Source organism: Pseudomonas sp. So3.2b, from assembly GCF_019464415.1.
Lineage (GTDB): Bacteria > Pseudomonadota > Gammaproteobacteria > Pseudomonadales > Pseudomonadaceae > Aquipseudomonas > Aquipseudomonas shahriarae.
This window is the reverse complement of record NZ_CP080494.1, coordinates 4,876,713-4,892,450: the sequence shown is the minus strand read 5'-3', so window position 1 is coordinate 4,892,450 and position 15,738 is coordinate 4,876,713. Positions and strand designations below refer to the sequence as shown.

Annotated in this window: 16 protein-coding genes; 6 read left to right on the top strand and 10 right to left on the bottom strand. The window is 61.4% G+C overall.

What is annotated here, in order from left to right; all coding sequences use genetic code 11:
* From scpB to arfB, 5 genes are all read left to right on the top strand, one after another.
* The gene (gene scpB / locus K1X80_RS21980) at nt 1-921 is read left to right on the top strand and encodes an SMC-Scp complex subunit ScpB (protein ID WP_057960501.1); all 921 of its coding nucleotides are present in this window, start codon (nt 1-3) and stop codon (nt 919-921) included.
* 130 nt (nt 922-1,051) lie between these two features.
* A complete protein-coding gene (locus K1X80_RS21975) occupies nt 1,052-1,243 on the top strand; it encodes a DUF1289 domain-containing protein (protein WP_057439987.1) in 192 nt (63 codons plus the stop codon).
* Nucleotides 1,244-1,386: 143 nt separating this feature from the next.
* Nucleotides 1,387-2,625 carry a 23S rRNA pseudouridine(2605) synthase RluB gene (gene rluB, locus K1X80_RS21970; RefSeq protein WP_057960500.1) on the top strand — a complete coding sequence of 413 codons (1,239 nt, stop codon included), beginning with the start codon at nt 1,387-1,389 and terminating at the stop codon, nt 2,623-2,625.
* 636 nt (nt 2,626-3,261) lie between these two features.
* The gene (locus tag K1X80_RS21965; RefSeq protein ID WP_057439985.1) at nt 3,262-4,683 is read left to right on the top strand and encodes an amino acid permease; all 1,422 of its coding nucleotides are present in this window, start codon (nt 3,262-3,264) and stop codon (nt 4,681-4,683) included.
* A gap of 57 nt (nt 4,684-4,740) precedes the next feature.
* Nucleotides 4,741-5,154 (top strand): alternative ribosome rescue aminoacyl-tRNA hydrolase ArfB, encoded by a 414-nt coding sequence (gene arfB, locus K1X80_RS21960; protein ID WP_057439984.1) that lies wholly within the window; start codon nt 4,741-4,743, stop codon nt 5,152-5,154.
* On the opposite strand, the gene K1X80_RS21955 is transcribed toward arfB, so the two are convergent.
* From K1X80_RS21955 to K1X80_RS21940, 5 genes are all read right to left on the bottom strand, one after another.
* Nucleotides 5,151-6,350 (bottom strand): MFS transporter, encoded by a 1,200-nt coding sequence (locus K1X80_RS21955; RefSeq protein WP_057960499.1) that lies wholly within the window; start codon nt 6,348-6,350, stop codon nt 5,151-5,153. The two genes, arfB and K1X80_RS21955, sit on opposite strands and share 4 nt — an antisense overlap.
* Before the next feature lie 267 nt (nt 6,351-6,617).
* Nucleotides 6,618-6,800 (bottom strand): hypothetical protein, encoded by a 183-nt coding sequence (locus K1X80_RS21950; protein WP_115128812.1) that lies wholly within the window; start codon nt 6,798-6,800, stop codon nt 6,618-6,620.
* Nucleotides 6,801-6,874: 74 nt separating this feature from the next.
* Entirely contained in the window at nt 6,875-7,003 is a 129-nt protein-coding gene (locus K1X80_RS28310; RefSeq protein ID WP_258558642.1) for a hypothetical protein, read from the bottom strand.
* 151 nt (nt 7,004-7,154) lie between these two features.
* Nucleotides 7,155-7,745 carry an HD domain-containing protein gene (locus K1X80_RS21945; protein WP_186625462.1) on the bottom strand — a complete coding sequence of 197 codons (591 nt, stop codon included), beginning with the start codon at nt 7,743-7,745 and terminating at the stop codon, nt 7,155-7,157.
* A 27-nt stretch (nt 7,746-7,772) separates the two neighbouring features.
* Nucleotides 7,773-8,084, bottom strand: a complete 312-nt coding sequence (locus tag K1X80_RS21940) for a DUF962 domain-containing protein (protein WP_057439981.1) — start codon at nt 8,082-8,084, stop codon at nt 7,773-7,775.
* 172 nt (nt 8,085-8,256) lie between these two features.
* On the opposite strand from K1X80_RS21940, the gene K1X80_RS21935 reads away from it, so the two are divergent.
* Nucleotides 8,257-9,318: an AraC family transcriptional regulator gene (locus K1X80_RS21935; protein ID WP_057960496.1), complete on the top strand. Its 1,062-nt coding sequence runs from the start codon at nt 8,257-8,259 to the stop codon at nt 9,316-9,318.
* Here the strand turns inward: K1X80_RS21935 and K1X80_RS21930 are convergent.
* From K1X80_RS21930 to K1X80_RS21910, 5 genes are all read right to left on the bottom strand, one after another.
* The gene (locus tag K1X80_RS21930; RefSeq protein ID WP_057960495.1) at nt 9,275-10,729 is read right to left on the bottom strand and encodes a TrkH family potassium uptake protein; all 1,455 of its coding nucleotides are present in this window, start codon (nt 10,727-10,729) and stop codon (nt 9,275-9,277) included. The genes K1X80_RS21935 and K1X80_RS21930 overlap by 44 nt on opposite strands.
* Nucleotides 10,730-11,010: 281 nt before the next feature.
* Nucleotides 11,011-12,354, bottom strand: coding sequence for an imelysin family protein (locus tag K1X80_RS21925; protein WP_120734466.1), 1,344 nt, complete (start codon nt 12,352-12,354; stop codon nt 11,011-11,013).
* A 160-nt stretch (nt 12,355-12,514) separates the two neighbouring features.
* A complete protein-coding gene (locus K1X80_RS21920) occupies nt 12,515-14,566 on the bottom strand; it encodes a bifunctional diguanylate cyclase/phosphodiesterase (protein WP_057960494.1) in 2,052 nt (683 codons plus the stop codon).
* A gap of 217 nt (nt 14,567-14,783) precedes the next feature.
* Nucleotides 14,784-14,972, bottom strand: a complete 189-nt coding sequence (locus K1X80_RS21915; protein ID WP_057439976.1) for a hypothetical protein — start codon at nt 14,970-14,972, stop codon at nt 14,784-14,786.
* 156 nt (nt 14,973-15,128) lie between these two features.
* Nucleotides 15,129-15,725 (bottom strand): superoxide dismutase, encoded by a 597-nt coding sequence (locus tag K1X80_RS21910; protein WP_003212997.1) that lies wholly within the window; start codon nt 15,723-15,725, stop codon nt 15,129-15,131.
* Between the last annotated feature and the right edge of the window lie 13 nt (nt 15,726-15,738).

The following is a 15,738-nucleotide window of genomic DNA, read 5'->3' as shown; positions in this document are numbered from 1 at the left end:
ATGAATCTGACTGAACCCCGCGAACTGGCACCGCTGTTGGAAGCCTTCCTCTTGGCCTCGGGCAAGCCGCAATCGCTGGAGCGCCTGTTTGAACTGTTTGAAGAGGCCGAGCGCCCGGAACCGCCGGTGTTCAAGAAGGCCCTGGAAATCCTGCGCAAATCCTGTGACGGCCGTGCTTTTGAACTGCGCGAAGTGGCCTCGGGCTATCGCTTGCAGATCCGTGAGAAATTTTCGCCGTGGGTGGGGCGCCTGTGGGAAGAGCGCCCGCAACGGTATTCCCGGGCGATGCTGGAAACCATGGCGCTGATTGCCTATCGCCAGCCCATCACCCGTGGCGAGATCGAAGACGTGCGCGGCGTGGCGGTCAACAGCCATATCGTCAAGACGCTGCTGGAGCGCGAGTGGATCCGTATCGTCGGCTACCGCGACGTACCCGGCAAACCTGCGATGTTCGCCACCACCAAGGTGTTTCTCGATCACTTCAACCTGAAGAACCTCGACGACCTGCCGCCTTTGGCCGAGCTGCGTGAGATCGAGGCCGAACCGGTGCTCGATTTCGACGATGCCCCGGTGCCGCCCGGCTTGCAGGAGCTGGCTGATGCCAGCGCCGAGCCGGAAGAGCCGAAGGACGAGACCAGTTTCCACACCTTGCTGCTGGAGCTGGACGATATGGAGCAGGGGATCAAGACCGACTTTGATGACTTGCTGCGTGATGGGGCGGGCGAAATGCCGGTGAACGTTGAAACGGCGCCTGCGGTCGAACCTGAGCCTGAGGAAGACATCCTGGGTGTGGCGGCCGCCCGCGAAAAACTGCTGGCCGCCGTCGCCGCCCTGGAACAGCCCGAGTTGAGCGAAGAAGAAGCCGAAGCCCGGGCACTGGCCGAAGCCATCGAAAACGAACGCCGCGAATTCGAAGACTGACCCAGAACCAAATGTGGGAGCGGGCTTGCTCGCGATTGCGGAGTGTCAGCCACTGGATATATGACTGATCTACCGCAATCGCGAGCAAGCCCGCTCCCACATTGGATCTTCTGCACCAGGGAGAATGTATATGAGCTCCACCAAAGACCCCTGTATCAGCCTCTGCAAGTTCAGCGACGATATCTGCGTCGGCTGCGGGCGCAGCAAGCGTGAGATCCGGGCCTGGAAGAAGCTCGACAAGGTCGACAAGCGCGCGGTGCTGGCCGAAGCCGAGCTGCGGCTGATCGCCCTGGGTGCCACCGGTCGGCGGAAAAGCAAATGAGCCGGCCCATATCGACTAGTCTCTGATGCGCAATGCGCGCCATGAGCGTATGATTCGCGACCCTTCGGCGATGCGTTCGCCCAAGACAACAGTTTCAATACCTTCAGGCCACGCCTGAATCGACACACCGGGAGGTGCTTAAGATGAAAGACCAAGACCAGAACGACAGCCAGGAAATCGGCCCAGCCGGCGAGAAGCTGCAAAAAGTCCTCGCTCGTATCGGCGTCGGCTCGCGCCGCGACGTAGAAGCCTGGATCACCCAGAAGCGCATCAAGGTCAATGGCGTCGAAGCCACCCTGGGCCAGCGCGTCGATCTGCATGATGCGATCACCATTGATGGCAAGGTCATCAAGCGTGAAGAGGCCGCCGAATCGGTGCGCCGCGTGATCATGTACAACAAGCCCGACGGCGAGATCTGCACCCGTGACGACCCGGAAGGCCGTCCAACCGTGTTCGACAAGATGCCCAAGCCTAAAGAAGGCCGTTGGATCAACATCGGCCGCCTGGACATCAACACCACCGGCTTGCTGATGTTCACCACCGACGGTGAGCTGGCCAACCGCCTGATGCACCCGTCCTACGAGATGGACCGTGAGTACGCGGTACGTGTACGGGGTGAAGTCGATGACGAGATGATCGAACGCCTCAAGGCTGGCGTGGTGCTGGAAGACGGCCCGGCCAAGTTCACCGACATCAAGCAGGCCCCCGGTGGCGAAGGTTTCAACCACTGGTACCACTGCGTGGTGATGGAAGGGCGTAACCGTGAAGTACGTCGCCTGTGGGAATCCCAGGGCCTGGTGGTCAGCCGCCTGAAGCGCGTGCGTTTCGGCCCGGTGTTCCTCAACTCGGACCTGCCGATGGGGCGCTGGCGCGAAATGAGCCAGTACGAAGTCGACATCCTCAGTGCTGAAGTGGGCCTGACCCCTGTGGCCATGCCGCAGATGAATGCCAAGAGCAAAGACAAGCTGGAGCGCATGCAGCGTAAATCGTCGCGCCCGGTGGCACGTACCGAACGCGTTGCGCGCACCTTGCGCCCGGCGCTGGATGCTCCGGCCACAGGCGGTCGTATTTCCCGTCAGCCGCAGATCGAGGGCGATCGTCGTCCATCGGCTCCAGCCCGTCAGGATGGCGAGCGTGCACCGCGTACCCCGCGGCCTGCCGGTCGTGGCGAAGCACCAACGGGCGGTCGCAGCAACCGTGGCGATACCGGCCGTGGTGCTCCGCAGACCGATCGCCCAGCCGAAGGTGCCAAGCGTCCAGCCAAGCCCGCGCCGAAAAAGCGCCCAGGGCTCAAACTGGTCGCGGACGAGCCGTCGGGCAAGCGCCGTGGCGCACCGGCAGGTTCCGGCCAGCGTCCGGGGTTTGGGCGTAAGAAGCCTTAAGAGCAGCAGCAAGCTTTAAGCTTCAAGCTGTAAGAAAAAGCGTCAACCTGCGGGTTGGCGTTTTTTTTTGCGCGCTGTGTGGCGAGCGGGCTTGCCCGCGTCGGGCTGCGCAGCAGCCCCACACTCTGCTGTCTCGGTCTGCCTGGTTGACTGGGTTGTTCTTTCAAGGGACTGCTGCGCAGTCCAGCGCGGGCAAGCCCGCTCGCCACGGGGTAGTCGGTGGGGTGTCAGGAATGGCTTCCGCGATGTAACGATTATTTTACGGTTGGGCCGAGCCTACGCAGGGCGTGCTCTTGATGAACTTTCTGTGTAAAGAAAATCTTCCATTTGACGAACAATCTCTCCCGCAACCCTCCCTAGCGGATCGAGCGGTGTACAATGCGCCGCGTTTTACTGTGACCCCCCTTGCGTACCCACGCAAAAGGCCTTCAAGGCTAGCTGCCTTGTTAACTCCGCCCGGCCATAAGCCGGACGGGTTCGATTTCGTCACAGATAAAAACAAACAGGTGACGCATGACCGTTAGAAAGACGCTGGACTCCTGGTGTTTGCGCTGGGGTTTGATCGGCGCTGCTTGAGTCGGTTTCAAAGCAGCATCGTGTATTGAACATCATCAAACCTTGCGTGAGACCCTTTTCATGAGTGGACCCAACTCGCATTCAGGCGAACTGAAGCGCGGCCTGAAAAATCGTCATATTCAATTGATCGCCCTCGGTGGCGCGATCGGTACCGGCCTGTTCCTGGGCTCGGCGGGGGTGCTAAAGTCAGCCGGCCCGTCGATGATCCTCGGCTATGCCATCTGCGGTTTCATTGCCTTTATGATCATGCGCCAGTTGGGCGAAATGATCGTCGAAGAGCCAGTGGCCGGTTCCTTCAGCCATTTTGCCCACAAGTACTGGGGCGGTTTCGCAGGCTTCTTGTCGGGCTGGAACTGCTGGATCCTCTATATCCTGGTGGGCATGTCGGAGCTGACGGCGGTCGGCAAGTATGTGCATTACTGGTGGCCGGAGATTCCGACCTGGGTCTCGGCGGCGGCCTTCTTCGTGCTGATCAATGTGATCAACCTGGCCAACGTCAAAGTGTTTGGCGAAGCCGAGTTCTGGTTTGCGATTATCAAGGTGGTGGCGATTATCGGCATGATCGCCCTGGGCAGCTACCTGCTGGTCAGCGGCACCGGCGGGCCCCAGGCGTCGGTGACCAACCTGTGGGAGCACGGCGGGTTCTTCCCCCATGGTGTCGGCGGCCTGGTGATGGCCATGGCAATCATCATGTTCTCCTTTGGCGGCCTGGAAATGCTCGGTTTTACCGCCGCTGAAGCGGACCAGCCACGCACCGTGATCCCCAAGGCGATCAATCAGGTGATCTACCGCATCCTGATTTTCTACATTGGCGCCCTGGTAGTGCTGCTGTCGCTGACGCCGTGGGACAGCCTGCTGGTGACCCTGAATGCTTCCGGCGATGCCTATAGCGGCAGCCCGTTCGTGCAGGTGTTCTCGATGCTGGGCAGCAACACCGCCGCGCATATCCTCAACTTCGTGGTGCTGACGGCGGCGCTGTCGGTGTACAACAGCGGCACCTACTGCAACAGCCGCATGCTGCTGGGCATGGCCGAGCAAGGCGACGCCCCGGCGGCGTTGGCGAAGATCGACAAGCGCGGTGTACCGGTGCGTTCGATCCTGGCCTCGGCGGCCGTCACCCTGGTGGCGGTGTTGATGAACTACTGGATCCCGCAGCATGCCCTGGAATTGCTGATGTCCCTGGTGGTGGCCACGTTGGTGATCAACTGGGCGATGATCAGCTTCTCGCACTTCAAGTTCCGCCAGCACATGAACCGCACCGGTCAGGTGCCGCTGTTCAAGGCGCTGTGGTACCCCTATGGCAACTACGTGTGCCTGGCGTTTGTGGTGTTTATCCTGGGGGTCATGTTGTTGATTCCGGGGATTCAGGTCTCGGTGTATGCGATTCCTGTCTGGCTGGCCTTTATGTGGGTGTGCTATGTGCTCAAGAACAAGCGCAAGGCTCAGGCTGACGTGAGTGCTGTATCCTCGCTGAACCCCTAGCCCACCGCGTAGGGGCCGGCAACCCGGCCTCTACCCTCGCTCACGGACCCGCTTTCGATGTTGGTGATCTCCAGTAACGTGCACCTGCCCGATGCCGAAATCGAGTTGACGGCCATCCGCGCCCAGGGCGCTGGCGGGCAGAACGTCAACAAGGTCTCCAGCGCCGTGCATTTGCGCTTCGATATCGGCGCTTCGTCGCTGCCGCCGTTCTACAAGGAACGCTTGCTGGCACTGCGTGACAGTCGGATTACCAGCGACGGCGTGTTGATCCTCAAGGCCCAGCAATACCGGACCCAGGAACAGAACCGCGCCGATGCCCTGGAGCGCCTGGTGGAGTTGATCCTCAGCGCGACCAAGGTCGAGAAAAAACGCCGCCCGACCAAGCCCACCCTGGGCTCGAAAAAGCGTCGCCTGGAATCCAAGACCAAGCGCGGCAGCATCAAGGCCGGGCGCGGCAAGGTGGATTTCTAGCCGGCGTTACGTTCGTCGCGGTATTTGGGGGCCTGGCGATACAGGTACAGGCTCAGCAGCAGCCCGGCGAAGGCCGCCAGCGCGGCAAACAAAAAGATCGAGGCAAAGCCGAAACCCGCCGCAATCGCCCCGGCCAGCGGCCCGGTGATACCCAATGACAAGTCGATAAACAACGAATAGGCCCCTACCGCCGCGCCACGGCTGGAGGCGGGTACCAGGTTGACCGCTTCAACCCCCAGCGCCGGGAACACCAGGGAAAACCCGAAACCGCTCAAGGCCGCGCCCGCCAGGGCCAGCTCGGCGCTCGGGGCCAGCCACAACAGCAGCAGGCCGAGGGTTTCTACCGACAGGCAGGCAATCGCCACGCGAAACCCGCCGATCCGGTTGATCAGGTTGCCGAACAGCAACCGCGCCCCGATAAAGCTGGCGCCGAACAGGCTCAGGCACAGCACTGCGTTATCCCAGTTGCGGGTCGCGTAATACAGGGTGATAAACGTGGCGATGGTGCCAAAACCGATGGAACCCAGGGCCAGCCCGCAGCCGTGGGGCAGCACGCGGCCGAGCACATGCATAAAGGGCAGGCGCTCGCCGACCACAATGGGCGCCGCGACTTTCGGCCAGGCCAGCAACAGGCCCAGCACCGCCAGGGCAATAATGCTGGCACCCATGCTCCACAGCCCGAACCGACTGACCAGCAGCACCCCCAGCGGGGCGCCAATCGCCAGGGCGCCATAGCTGGCAATGCCGTTCCAGGAGATGACCTTGGCGGTATTCACCGCGCCGACCCGGCCGATGCCCCAGCCAATGGAGCCCGAACCCACCAGGCTTTCGGCACTGCCCAGCACCAGCCGGCCAATCAACAGGCTGGCCAGGCTCAGGGCCGGCAGGTGGGTCAGGGCGGCGGATGCCAGCATGAACACCCCGCTCAAGCCGCAACCGGCCAGGCCGTACATCACCGCGCGCTTGCTGCCGCGGTTGTCGATGATGCGCCCGGCGTAGGGCCGGCTCAGCAGGGTGGCCAGGTACTGCACGCTGATCACCAGGCCCGCGATCACGGCGCCAAAGCCCAGGTCGCTGTGGACATAGCCCGGCAATACGGCCAGGGGGATGCCGATATTCAGGTAGCCGATAAAGGTGAACAGCACGATGGAAACGACTTGCAGCGTGACCGCCATGGGGCGCTGGGTATCTGGCATGGGAAAGATCCACTGTCGCGGCAGGAAAAGATAGGTTGCTTATGATACCGGTGCTTTACGCTGCCAGAAAATCATTCACCACGGCAACTGTGGCAAAGGGGCTTACTGTAACCAGAGGGCTTGTGGTGGCTAGGGGGCTTGCTGTGGCGAGGGGGCTTGCCCCCGTTGGGTGGCGTAGCCGCCCCAAAACCAGCCACCTCGGTTTACCTGACAGGGGGGCTGCTGCGCAGCCCAACGGGGGCAAGCCCCCTCGCCACAGGATAAAAATCAGGGGGTTTCGGGGTCGAGCATGCGCGTGGTCACCAGCGCGGCCAGGGCGTTTTCCTGGGTGCCAAAGCGCTTGAGCAGCAGCGCCTGTTTTTCCGGGCTGAGGCGGCTCCAGACGTCGACCATTTGCAGGGCGGCGCCGAGTAACGCTTCATCGGGGGAATTGTGGGGGGTATCGGGCATGTGGCGTGTCTCTTGATTCAGGCGGTGTGGAAAGCGCGCAATGTCACGCTTTCCACACGGTCTGGGTGCTGCGGTCAGTCGTCGCTATCGCTGTCGACCGGTGTTGCCTGTGCCGGCGCTTGTTTGTCACTGCCGGCCTGTTGCGGGGTTGGCTGCTCAGTCTCGTGCAGGCTTGGGAAGGGGAGATTGGGAATTTCGTGCATCGTCGTCGCTCCTCGCAAGGTCTGTTGTGCAATTGCAGATGTGCCACGCTTTTCACAAAGCCTGGGCAGGATACAGCACTGCAAATGACAAAAAGACTTTTATCTCGCCAAATGCGCAAACCTTCATCTACCCGGCGCAAGTGACAAGAGGTCACAGGCTGGCCTGGCGTTCCATGGCGGCCTTGTAGAGCGAGTTTTTTGGCTGGGCAAAGACCCGCGCCAGCTTCGGTTCGAAAAAACTCAGGGGCAGGGTGGCATAGGCGGGGTCGAACGCCGCCGCGTCATACAGTGCGCAGAACTCGATGGTTTGCTCGTACTGCGGGTGTTCGCCAAATTGCTCGCGCAGGTGGCGATCCATGCCCAGATGATGAAAGAAATAGTAGCCCTGGAAAATCCCGTGCTTTTCCACCATCCACAGGTTCTGCGGGCTGACGAACGGCTTGAGGATGGCGGCGGCAATGTCCGGGTGATTGTAGGAGCCCAGGGTGTCGCCGATGTCATGGAGCAGCGCGCAGACCACATATTCTTCGTCGCGGCCATCGTGCCAGGCGCGGCTGGCGGTTTGCAGGGAATGGGTCAGGCGGTCCACCGGGAAACCGCCGAAGTCACCTTCCAGCAGGCGCAGGTGCGCGAGGATCCGTCCGGGCAGTTGGCGGGCGTAGGCACTGAAGTCGGCAGCGATGATTGCCCAGTCTTCCTGGGTGCCGTCCTGCATATGGGTAAAGCGGGCCTGTTGGCTCATCGACATGTCTCTTATTGTTTTGCGGGTTTAGAACGGTACCTTGCCCAGAATCATGTCGCGGTACATCACGAAATCGCCCAGCAGGCTGTAGAACGGATGCTGGAACGTGGCCGGGCGGTTCTTTTCAAAGAAGAAGTGGCCGATCCAGGCAAAGCTGTAGCCGGCCACCGGCAACACCCACAGCAGCCACCAGGCACCTTTGCCGACGGCGAAGGCGAGAATAAAAATCACCAGGCTGGTGCCGATAAAATGCAGGCGCCGGCAGGTGCTGTTGCCGTGTTCGCTCAGGTAATACGGATAGAACTCGGCGAAGCTATTGAATTGTCTGACATTTTCCACGTTGGCCGGCCCTCTGTTTGTTGTTGTGCCCGACGGATGTTCGGCGGGGAGCTTATTTGAGTCTAGAGTCATTACAGGCAAGGGCCAGTGACAATAGACGCCACTTTAGTATCCTTGGGTTCCGGGCTGCGGTTTCAGCCGTCCCTTCATAGAACGCGCGCAAGAAAACGCCATGAACGAACGAACCACTTCTGCAAGTTGGGCGATGGGGATAGTCAAGGCGCTGGAGCTCGATGGCCTGGATTGCCGTGCCCTGTTCCAACAGCTGGGCCTGGATTACCGCGCCCTGGATGACCCCGATGCGCGTTTCCCCCAGGACTCCATGACCCGGCTCTGGCAGCGCGCGGTTGAGCTGTCGGGCAATCCGGCCATTGGCTTGAATATGGGCAAGGTGGTGCGTCCGGCGTCCTTCCATGTGGCGGGTTATGCCTTGATGTCCAGCAGCACCCTGGCTGAAGGCTTTGCCCGGCTGGTGCGTTACCAGCGAATCATTGCCGAAAGTGCCGACCTGAGTTTCCGCCTGTTACCCGAAGGCTATGCGCTGATCCTTACGGTCCACGGCGACCATCTGCCACCCACCCGGCAAAGCGCCGAGGCTTCACTGGCCTGTGCCCTGGCGTTATGTGGCTGGTTGACCGGGCGCACGCTGCAGCCGCGCAAGGTGTTGGTGCAGGGTGATCAGCCAGTGGACCTGGAGCCTTACAAGCAGGCCTTTCATGCACCGCTGGTGTTCAACGCGCCGTATGACGCGCTGATCTTCGAGCGGGCGGACATGGAAGCGCCGTTGCCCACCGCCAATGAGGCTATGGCGCTGCTGCACGATCGATTTGCCGGGGAGTACCTGGCGCGGTTTTCCGAGAGCCGGGTGACCCACAAGGCTCGCCAGGTGCTGTGCCGGCTGTTGCCCCAGGGCGAGCCCAAGCGTGAGGTGGTGGCGCAGACGTTGCACTTGTCCCAGCGCACCTTGCAGCGGCGCTTGCAGGAGGAGGGCACCAGCTTCCAGGCTTTGCTCGACGACACCCGCCGCGAGCTGGCCGAGCAGTACCTGGCGCAGCCGAGCATGACCCTGCTGGAAATCGCCTACCTGCTGGGGTTCGCCGACCCGAGTAACTTCTTCCGCGCGTTTCGCCGCTGGTTCGATGCCACGCCCGGCGAATACCGGGCGCGGCTGCAGGCTACGTCGGTGAGTGTCAGTGGCGCCAGAACGCCGGAATGCACAGCACCAACACCGTAATGATCTCCAGCCGGCCCAGCAGCATGCCCAGGGACAGGATCCACTTGGCGGCGTCCGGCAGGGTCGCGAAATTGCCAGCCGGGCCAATGGTTTCCCCCAGCCCCGGACCTACACCGGAGACGGTACTGGCGGCGCCGGTCAAGGCGGTCATCCAGTCCACGCCCAGCAGCGACAGGGCCAGGGCAATCATGCAGATGGTGATGGCGAAGAAGAACGAGAACGTCAGGATCGAGCGCACGATTTCTTCGTCGAGGCGATGGCCGTTGTATTTCTGCTTGATCACCGCCCTTGGGTGAATCAACTGGTTCAAGTTGGCCTTGAGCAGGATATAGGCGACCTGGAAGCGGAAGATCTTGATCCCGCCGGCGGTGGAGCCCGAGCAACCGCCGACAAAGCCCAGGTAGAAGAACAGCATCAGCGAGAAATTGCCCCACAGGCTGTAATCGCCCAGGGCAAAGCCGGTGGTGGTCACCACGGACGTGACGTTCAGCGCGACATGGCGCAGTGCATCCAGCCAGTGCAGGTTGGTGGTCCACCAGTACCAGGTGCCGAGCACCACCCAGGTCACCAGCAGCATCGCCAGCAAACCTTGTACTTGCTGGTCCTTGATCAGCGCCTTGCGGTTGCCACGCAATGTCGCGACATACAGGGCAAACGGCAGGCTGCCCATGATCATCACCACGATCGCCACCCAATGCACCGCCGGCTGTTTCCAGTGGGCCAGGGACTCATCGGAGGTGGAGAACCCACCGGTGGAAATGGCCGACATCGCGTGGTTGATCGCGTCGAACAGGCCCATGCCGGCCCACCAGAACCCGAGGCTGCCGAGGATGGTAATCCCCACATAGGCCGCCACAATCAGGCGCGCCACCATATGGGAGCGCGGCATGACCTTCTCGGAGCGGTCCGAGGATTCGGTCTGGAACAGGCGCATGCCCCCGATGCGCAGCAGCGGCAGGATCGCCACCGCCATGCCGATAAAACCGATGCCGCCGAGCCAGTGCAGCATCGAGCGCCACATCAGGATGCCCGGCGACATGGTGTCCAGGCCGCTGAGCACGGTGGCGCCGGTGGCGGTGATGCCGGACATGCTTTCAAAGAACGAGTCGGTATAGCTGATGTGTTGGGTCAGCAAAAACGGCAGCGCGGCAAAGATGCACACCACCACCCAACTGCTGACCGTCAGCAGGTACATGTCCCGGGGGCGCAGTTGCACCTGCTTCGGGCGCCCGGGAATCACCAGGGCCAGGCCGGCGATAAAAGTGATCATGCTGGCCCAGAGAAAGGACGGCAGGTCGCTGGTGCGCTCGAAAAATATCAGGGTGGCCATGGGCACGACCATGGCGACCGCGAGGGTAATCAGGAAGATGCCGATGATGAAACCAATGATCCGCAGGGTCGGCATTGCCATGAATAGCGCTCGGGTAACAGTCGGAGGCGCCATTCTACCTACGGTGCAGGGCTTGTAAACCGGGGGCTGCAAAGGGGGCGCGGATATGATGTAGGACTTGGCTTAATGGGGAGCTGGCTTGTGTGGGAGCTGGCTTGCCTGCGATGGCGGTGGGTCAGGCCCGAATGCTTGACTGAACCGCCGCCATCGCAGGCAAGCCAGCTCCTACAGGGGAGGTGGCGAGGGCAAACGATGAATACAAAAAAGGCGACCCGAAGGCCGCCTCATTCAAACCGCGTGGATCAGAACTCGTGATCAGCGGTATCCGGGTTCAGGTCTCCGATGCCCAGCTTGCCAGCTGCTTGCTCGATGGAGCCGGTCTGCTTGACCAGGGCGGCGATGGCATCGCGCACGATTTGGTTGCCCGCCGTGTTGCCGGCCGCGATCAACTGGTCGTAGTGCTCACCCTTGTTGGCGTGGTCGACCATGACCTGGATCTTCGCTTCGGTAGCAGCCAGGTCAGCCTTGAGGGCTGCATCGGCGGCCGGGTCGATCTTGGCCACCAGGGACGACAGGCTGGCGCCGGTCAGCTTGGTGCCATCGGCGCGGGTGTACTCGCCCAGGTAGACGTTGCGGATGCCCTTGGCGTCGTAGAACTGCGAATTGTGGGTGTTGTCGCTGAAGCAGTCGTGCTCGTCTTCCGGCGAGTTGGCTTCCAGGGACACCTTCATGCGCTCGCCCGCCAGTTCACCCAGGGACAGGCTGCCCATGCCGAACAGCATCTTGCGCAGGCCGTCGGTCGCAGGTTCTGCTTCCAGGGTGGCGCGGTAGTTGTCTTCGACGTTGGGTTTCCAGTTGCCGACCATTTCTTCGAGGTCGCTGACCAGCAGTTGGGTCACGGCGCGCAGGTAAGTGCGGCGACGCTCGTTATGCCCACCGGTGGCGCCGTCGCCTTGCAGGTAGTCCGACGCTGGACGGTTGCCGGCGCCAGGGCCGGTGCCGTTCAGGTCTTGGCCCCACAGCAGGAATTCGATGGCGTGGTAGCCGGTGGCGACGTTGGCTTCGGAGCCGCCCAGCTCATTGAGGCTGGCGAGTTTTTCCGGGGTGATTTCCTTGACGTCGACCTTGTCTTCGCCGACCTGGATCTCGGTGTTGGCGATGATATTGGCCGTGGCGCCCGGGTTGCCGAGGGCGTGTTCGTAGGACTTGTCGACATAGTCGATCAGGCCTTCGTCCAGCGGCCAGGCGTTCACCTGACCTTCCCAATCGTCAATGATGGTGTTGCCGAAGCGGAACACTTCGCTCTGCAGGTACGGTACGCGCGCGGCGATCCAGGCGGTACGGGCGGCCTTCAGGGTCTCGTCGTTGGGGTTGGCGAGGAAGGTGTCGATCGCGGTCTGCAGGGTTTTTGCGGTGGACTCGGAGTCGCTGTACACCGCGAACACCAGGTCTGCGTAATGCGCGACGACTGCCTTGGCGGCCGCCTCGTCAACCTGGCCGGCGGTAGCGGCAGCCGCTGGAGCGGTAGTGCTGGCAGTTGGCGTCGGCGCCTGAGGCGCGGCAGCCTTGTCTTTGCCCTCGCCGCAGCCGGCGAGAGAAATGGCGATGGCCAGCAGACTGGCGGTGGCCAGGGGCATACGAATCATGGCGAACATCCTGCTTCGGTAGTGGATCGGGGCGCAGTGCAGCGCGCAAAACTGCAACATAATGCGAAAGATTTGCATTTTCTGTAAAGGGTTAACGCAGGAAAAGTTTCATAGTCAGGCGCCAGCCGCCCAAGGCCGTGCCTTGGGCGGCATTAAGGCTTTACAGGATGGCGGCGTTATTGCGCTCGGCTTGCTTGAGGTAGGCCGCCAGCTCACGGGCGGGCAGGGGTTTGCTGTAGTGATAGCCCTGACCTTCGTGGCAGCCTTCGCTGATGATGTAGGCTTCCTGCTCGGGTGTTTCCACACCTTCGGCGATGACCTGCATGCCCAGGCTTTTGCCCAGCTGGATGATCGCCCGCACGATGGTCGCATCGTCGTCGTCGTCCAGCAGGTCCTGGACAAAGCTCTTGTCGATCTTGATTTTGTCCAGAGGCAGGCTTTTCAGGTAACTCAGTGACGAGTAGCCGGTACCGAAATCGTCGATGGCAATCAGCGCGCCGGAGCGGCGCAGGCTCAGCAAGTGCTGGGCGGCGGTGCTGATGTCTTCCATCAGGCCGGTCTCGGTCACTTCCAGTTCCAGGCTGCGCGGCGGCAGGCGATAGATCTGCAGCAGGTTGTTGACCACCCGTGGCAGTTCGGCGTGGTGCAGTTGCACCGTGGACAGGTTGACCGCCATGCGCAGCTCGGTAAAGCCCTGGTCATGCCATTCGCGCAATTGCCGGCAGGCCTGGTCCAGCACCCACTCGCCAATGGGGATGATGGTGCCGTTCTGTTCCGCCAGCGGGATAAACAGGTCCGGTGGCACCAGGCCGTGTTCCGGGTGTTGCCAGCGAATCAGCGCCTCGACGCCGACCACGCGATGATCGGCATAGCTGATCTGCGGTTGGTACACCAGATGAAACTGGTTGCGGCCCAGGGCTTCGCGCAGGTCTTTCTCCAGTTCGCGGCGACGGCGTATCTCGCTGTCGACACTGGCGATATAGAACTGATAGCGATTGCGCGAGCGGCTCTTGGCCAGGGTCATGGTCTGCTCGGCCTTTTGCAGCAGTTTCTCGGTGCTGTCGCCGTCTTCGGGGAACAAGGTGATACCGATGGTGGCGCGCAGGCGGATCTGTTCGTGGTCGAGGGCGAACTCGGCTTCCAGGTCATCGAGGATGCTCTGTGCCAGCTCGGCGGCTTCGTAGGGTTGCTCGATATCGGCCTGGACCAGGGCGAACTGGTCGCCGCCCAGGCGCGCCAGGGCGCCGAGGCGCCCACTGTGGGCACGCAAGCGGTCGGCCAGGGCCAGCAGCAACTGGTCGCCGGCCTGGTAGGTGTACTGCTCGTTGACGCTCTTGAAGTCATCCAGCCCCACGCACAGCACCGCGACCCGGCGTTGTCGGCGCCCGGCGTCGACCAGGATCTTGTCCAACTGTTCCTGCAGTTTCTGGCGGTTCGGCAGGCCGGTAAGAAAGTCGTACTGGGCCATGCGCAACAGGCTGTTTTCTGCTTCGTGGCGCAAATGGGTGTTGCGCTCGATAGACGCCAGCAACTGGTTGGCAGTGTTGATCCACAGCCCCAGTTCATTCTTTTCGTGGCCCTTGAGTTGCGGGATCTTGTGCTCGCTGGGGCGGTCGGGATTGATCGAACTCAGGTGGCTGATGATCCGCGACAGGGGCTTGGTCAGCAGCCAGTGATAGACCAGGTACAACACCAGGCCCATGGCCAGGGCGCGCAGCACCCCGGAGATAAAAATGATCCCCGAATTGACGATAAAGCCCCGGCCATAGGTGGCGGTGTCGAGGGTGATGCTCAGGTCGCCGTAATACTCGCTATAAGGCCCGCGCCCTACCAGCGGGGTGGTAAAGCTGCGTTCCCGGCCCAGAATCACGTCCGTCAGCCAGCGGCTGGGGGACTGCTGCAAGTCCCGGCTTTTTTCGGCGAGCATGGGTTCATTGGGATGGCCAATAGAGGCCATGCGCACCGCATCATCCTGAAACAGGCCTTCGATGACCTGCATGCCCATCTCACGGTCCAGGCTGTAGACGGCCTGGGTCGAGGGGTCGCGAAACATGTCGAGGATGCGCTGGGCATCGCCTGCCACCGCCTGGCGCGTCTTGTAGGCATCAAAGACGATCTGCGCCACGCTTAGTGCCACGCCCACTATCAGTGCCGACAACAGCACCACCCGGAGCAACTTCACCGACAAGCTGTTTTTGAGTTCCAGCTTCAAAGGGTTATTCCTTGTTCCATGCGGGTAGCCTCAATATGCCATGAGTATTGGCAATCCCGTGGTGGCAGTCAAAGGAACATTGCGGTGCGTGGCGTCTGGACGCTAGCGGGGCAAGATCTGGAAGGCGATGGGCGGATCAAATCTTCCGCCCTTTTGCACGGCTGGCGGGCGTACAGGCGTAGGCTTTTCTGCCTGTCGCAAGAGCACGTCGATGGCCTCAAGGGTGCGGGTAGGTAATCTGCATATCGACTTTGGCGTGTACATCTTCGGCTATTTTGCCGGGTTCTTTCTCCTCGTCTTCACCTGACTTGCCCTTTATTGCATTCCCCAGCACTCCCGCCAAGGCACCCACAAGCTCTCCGATCCCTGGCATGGCGCCCTTGGCGAGTTCCATTATTCCAAGCATGGTTGATACTCCTAAAATAGATGAGGGAGTTATTTCTCTCACCGGCTCAGTGGTCAATTCCTGTCGGTGAGTTCCACGGGTGTTGGGGTGAGGTGGTTTCAATCTGGCACAAAAAAGCCCGGCAATTGCCGGGCTCTTTTTTACTGCAAGGGTTACTTACGCAGTGAAGGTTTTGCCTTCGAACTGCTCGGCAACGAACTTCCAGTTGACCAGGTTCCAGAACGCTTCCACATACTTTGGACGCACGTTACGGTAGTCGATGTAGTAGGCGTGTTCCCAGACGTCGCAGGTCAGCAGCGGGGTATCGCCGCTGGTCAGCGGGTTGCCGGCGCCGATGGTGCTGGCCAGGGCCAGGGAACCGTCAGCCTTTTTCACCAGCCAGCCCCAACCGGAACCGAAGGTGCCGACCGAAGTCTTGGTGAACTCTTCCTTGAACTTGTCGAACGAACCGAAAGCGGCGTTGATCGCCTCGGCCAGTGCGCCAGTCGGTTGGCCGCCGGCGTTTGGCGCCAGGCAGTTCCAGTAGAAAGTGTGGTTCCAGACCTGGGCGGCGTTGTTGAAGATGCCACCCGAAGAGGATTTGACGATCTCTTCCAGGGTCTTGCCTTCGAACTCGGTGCCAGGCACCAGGTTGTTCAGGTTCACGACATAGGTGTTGTGGTGCTTGTCGTGGTGATACTCCAGGGTTTCCTTGGAGATGTGCGGCTGCAGGGCATCGTGTGCGTAGGGCAGCGGCGGCAATTCGAAAGCCATGATAATTCTCCTA

Bases quoted from the DNA above. Each gene is read 5' to 3' on its own strand.
- scpB (WP_057960501.1), top strand. From the start codon at position 1: ATGAATCTGACTGAACCCCGCGAACTGGCACCGCTGTTGGAAGCCTTC.
- K1X80_RS21975 (WP_057439987.1), top strand. From the start codon at position 1,052: ATGAGCTCCACCAAAGACCCCTGTATCAGCCTCTGCAAGTTCAGCGAC.
- rluB (WP_057960500.1), top strand. From the start codon at position 1,387: ATGAAAGACCAAGACCAGAACGACAGCCAGGAAATCGGCCCAGCCGGC.
- K1X80_RS21965 (WP_057439985.1), top strand. From the start codon at position 3,262: ATGAGTGGACCCAACTCGCATTCAGGCGAACTGAAGCGCGGCCTGAAA.
- arfB (WP_057439984.1), top strand. From the start codon at position 4,741: ATGTTGGTGATCTCCAGTAACGTGCACCTGCCCGATGCCGAAATCGAG.
- K1X80_RS21955 (WP_057960499.1), bottom strand. From the start codon at position 6,350: ATGCCAGATACCCAGCGCCCCATGGCGGTCACGCTGCAAGTCGTTTCC.
- K1X80_RS21950 (WP_115128812.1), bottom strand. From the start codon at position 6,800: ATGCCCGATACCCCCCACAATTCCCCCGATGAAGCGTTACTCGGCGCC.
- K1X80_RS28310 (WP_258558642.1), bottom strand. From the start codon at position 7,003: ATGCACGAAATTCCCAATCTCCCCTTCCCAAGCCTGCACGAGACTGAG.
- K1X80_RS21945 (WP_186625462.1), bottom strand. From the start codon at position 7,745: ATGAGCCAACAGGCCCGCTTTACCCATATGCAGGACGGCACCCAGGAA.
- K1X80_RS21935 (WP_057960496.1), top strand. From the start codon at position 8,257: ATGAACGAACGAACCACTTCTGCAAGTTGGGCGATGGGGATAGTCAAG.
- K1X80_RS21930 (WP_057960495.1), bottom strand. From the start codon at position 10,729: ATGGCAATGCCGACCCTGCGGATCATTGGTTTCATCATCGGCATCTTC.
- K1X80_RS21925 (WP_120734466.1), bottom strand. From the start codon at position 12,354: ATGATTCGTATGCCCCTGGCCACCGCCAGTCTGCTGGCCATCGCCATT.
- K1X80_RS21915 (WP_057439976.1), bottom strand. From the start codon at position 14,972: ATGCTTGGAATAATGGAACTCGCCAAGGGCGCCATGCCAGGGATCGGA.
- K1X80_RS21910 (WP_003212997.1), bottom strand. From the start codon at position 15,725: ATGGCTTTCGAATTGCCGCCGCTGCCCTACGCACACGATGCCCTGCAG.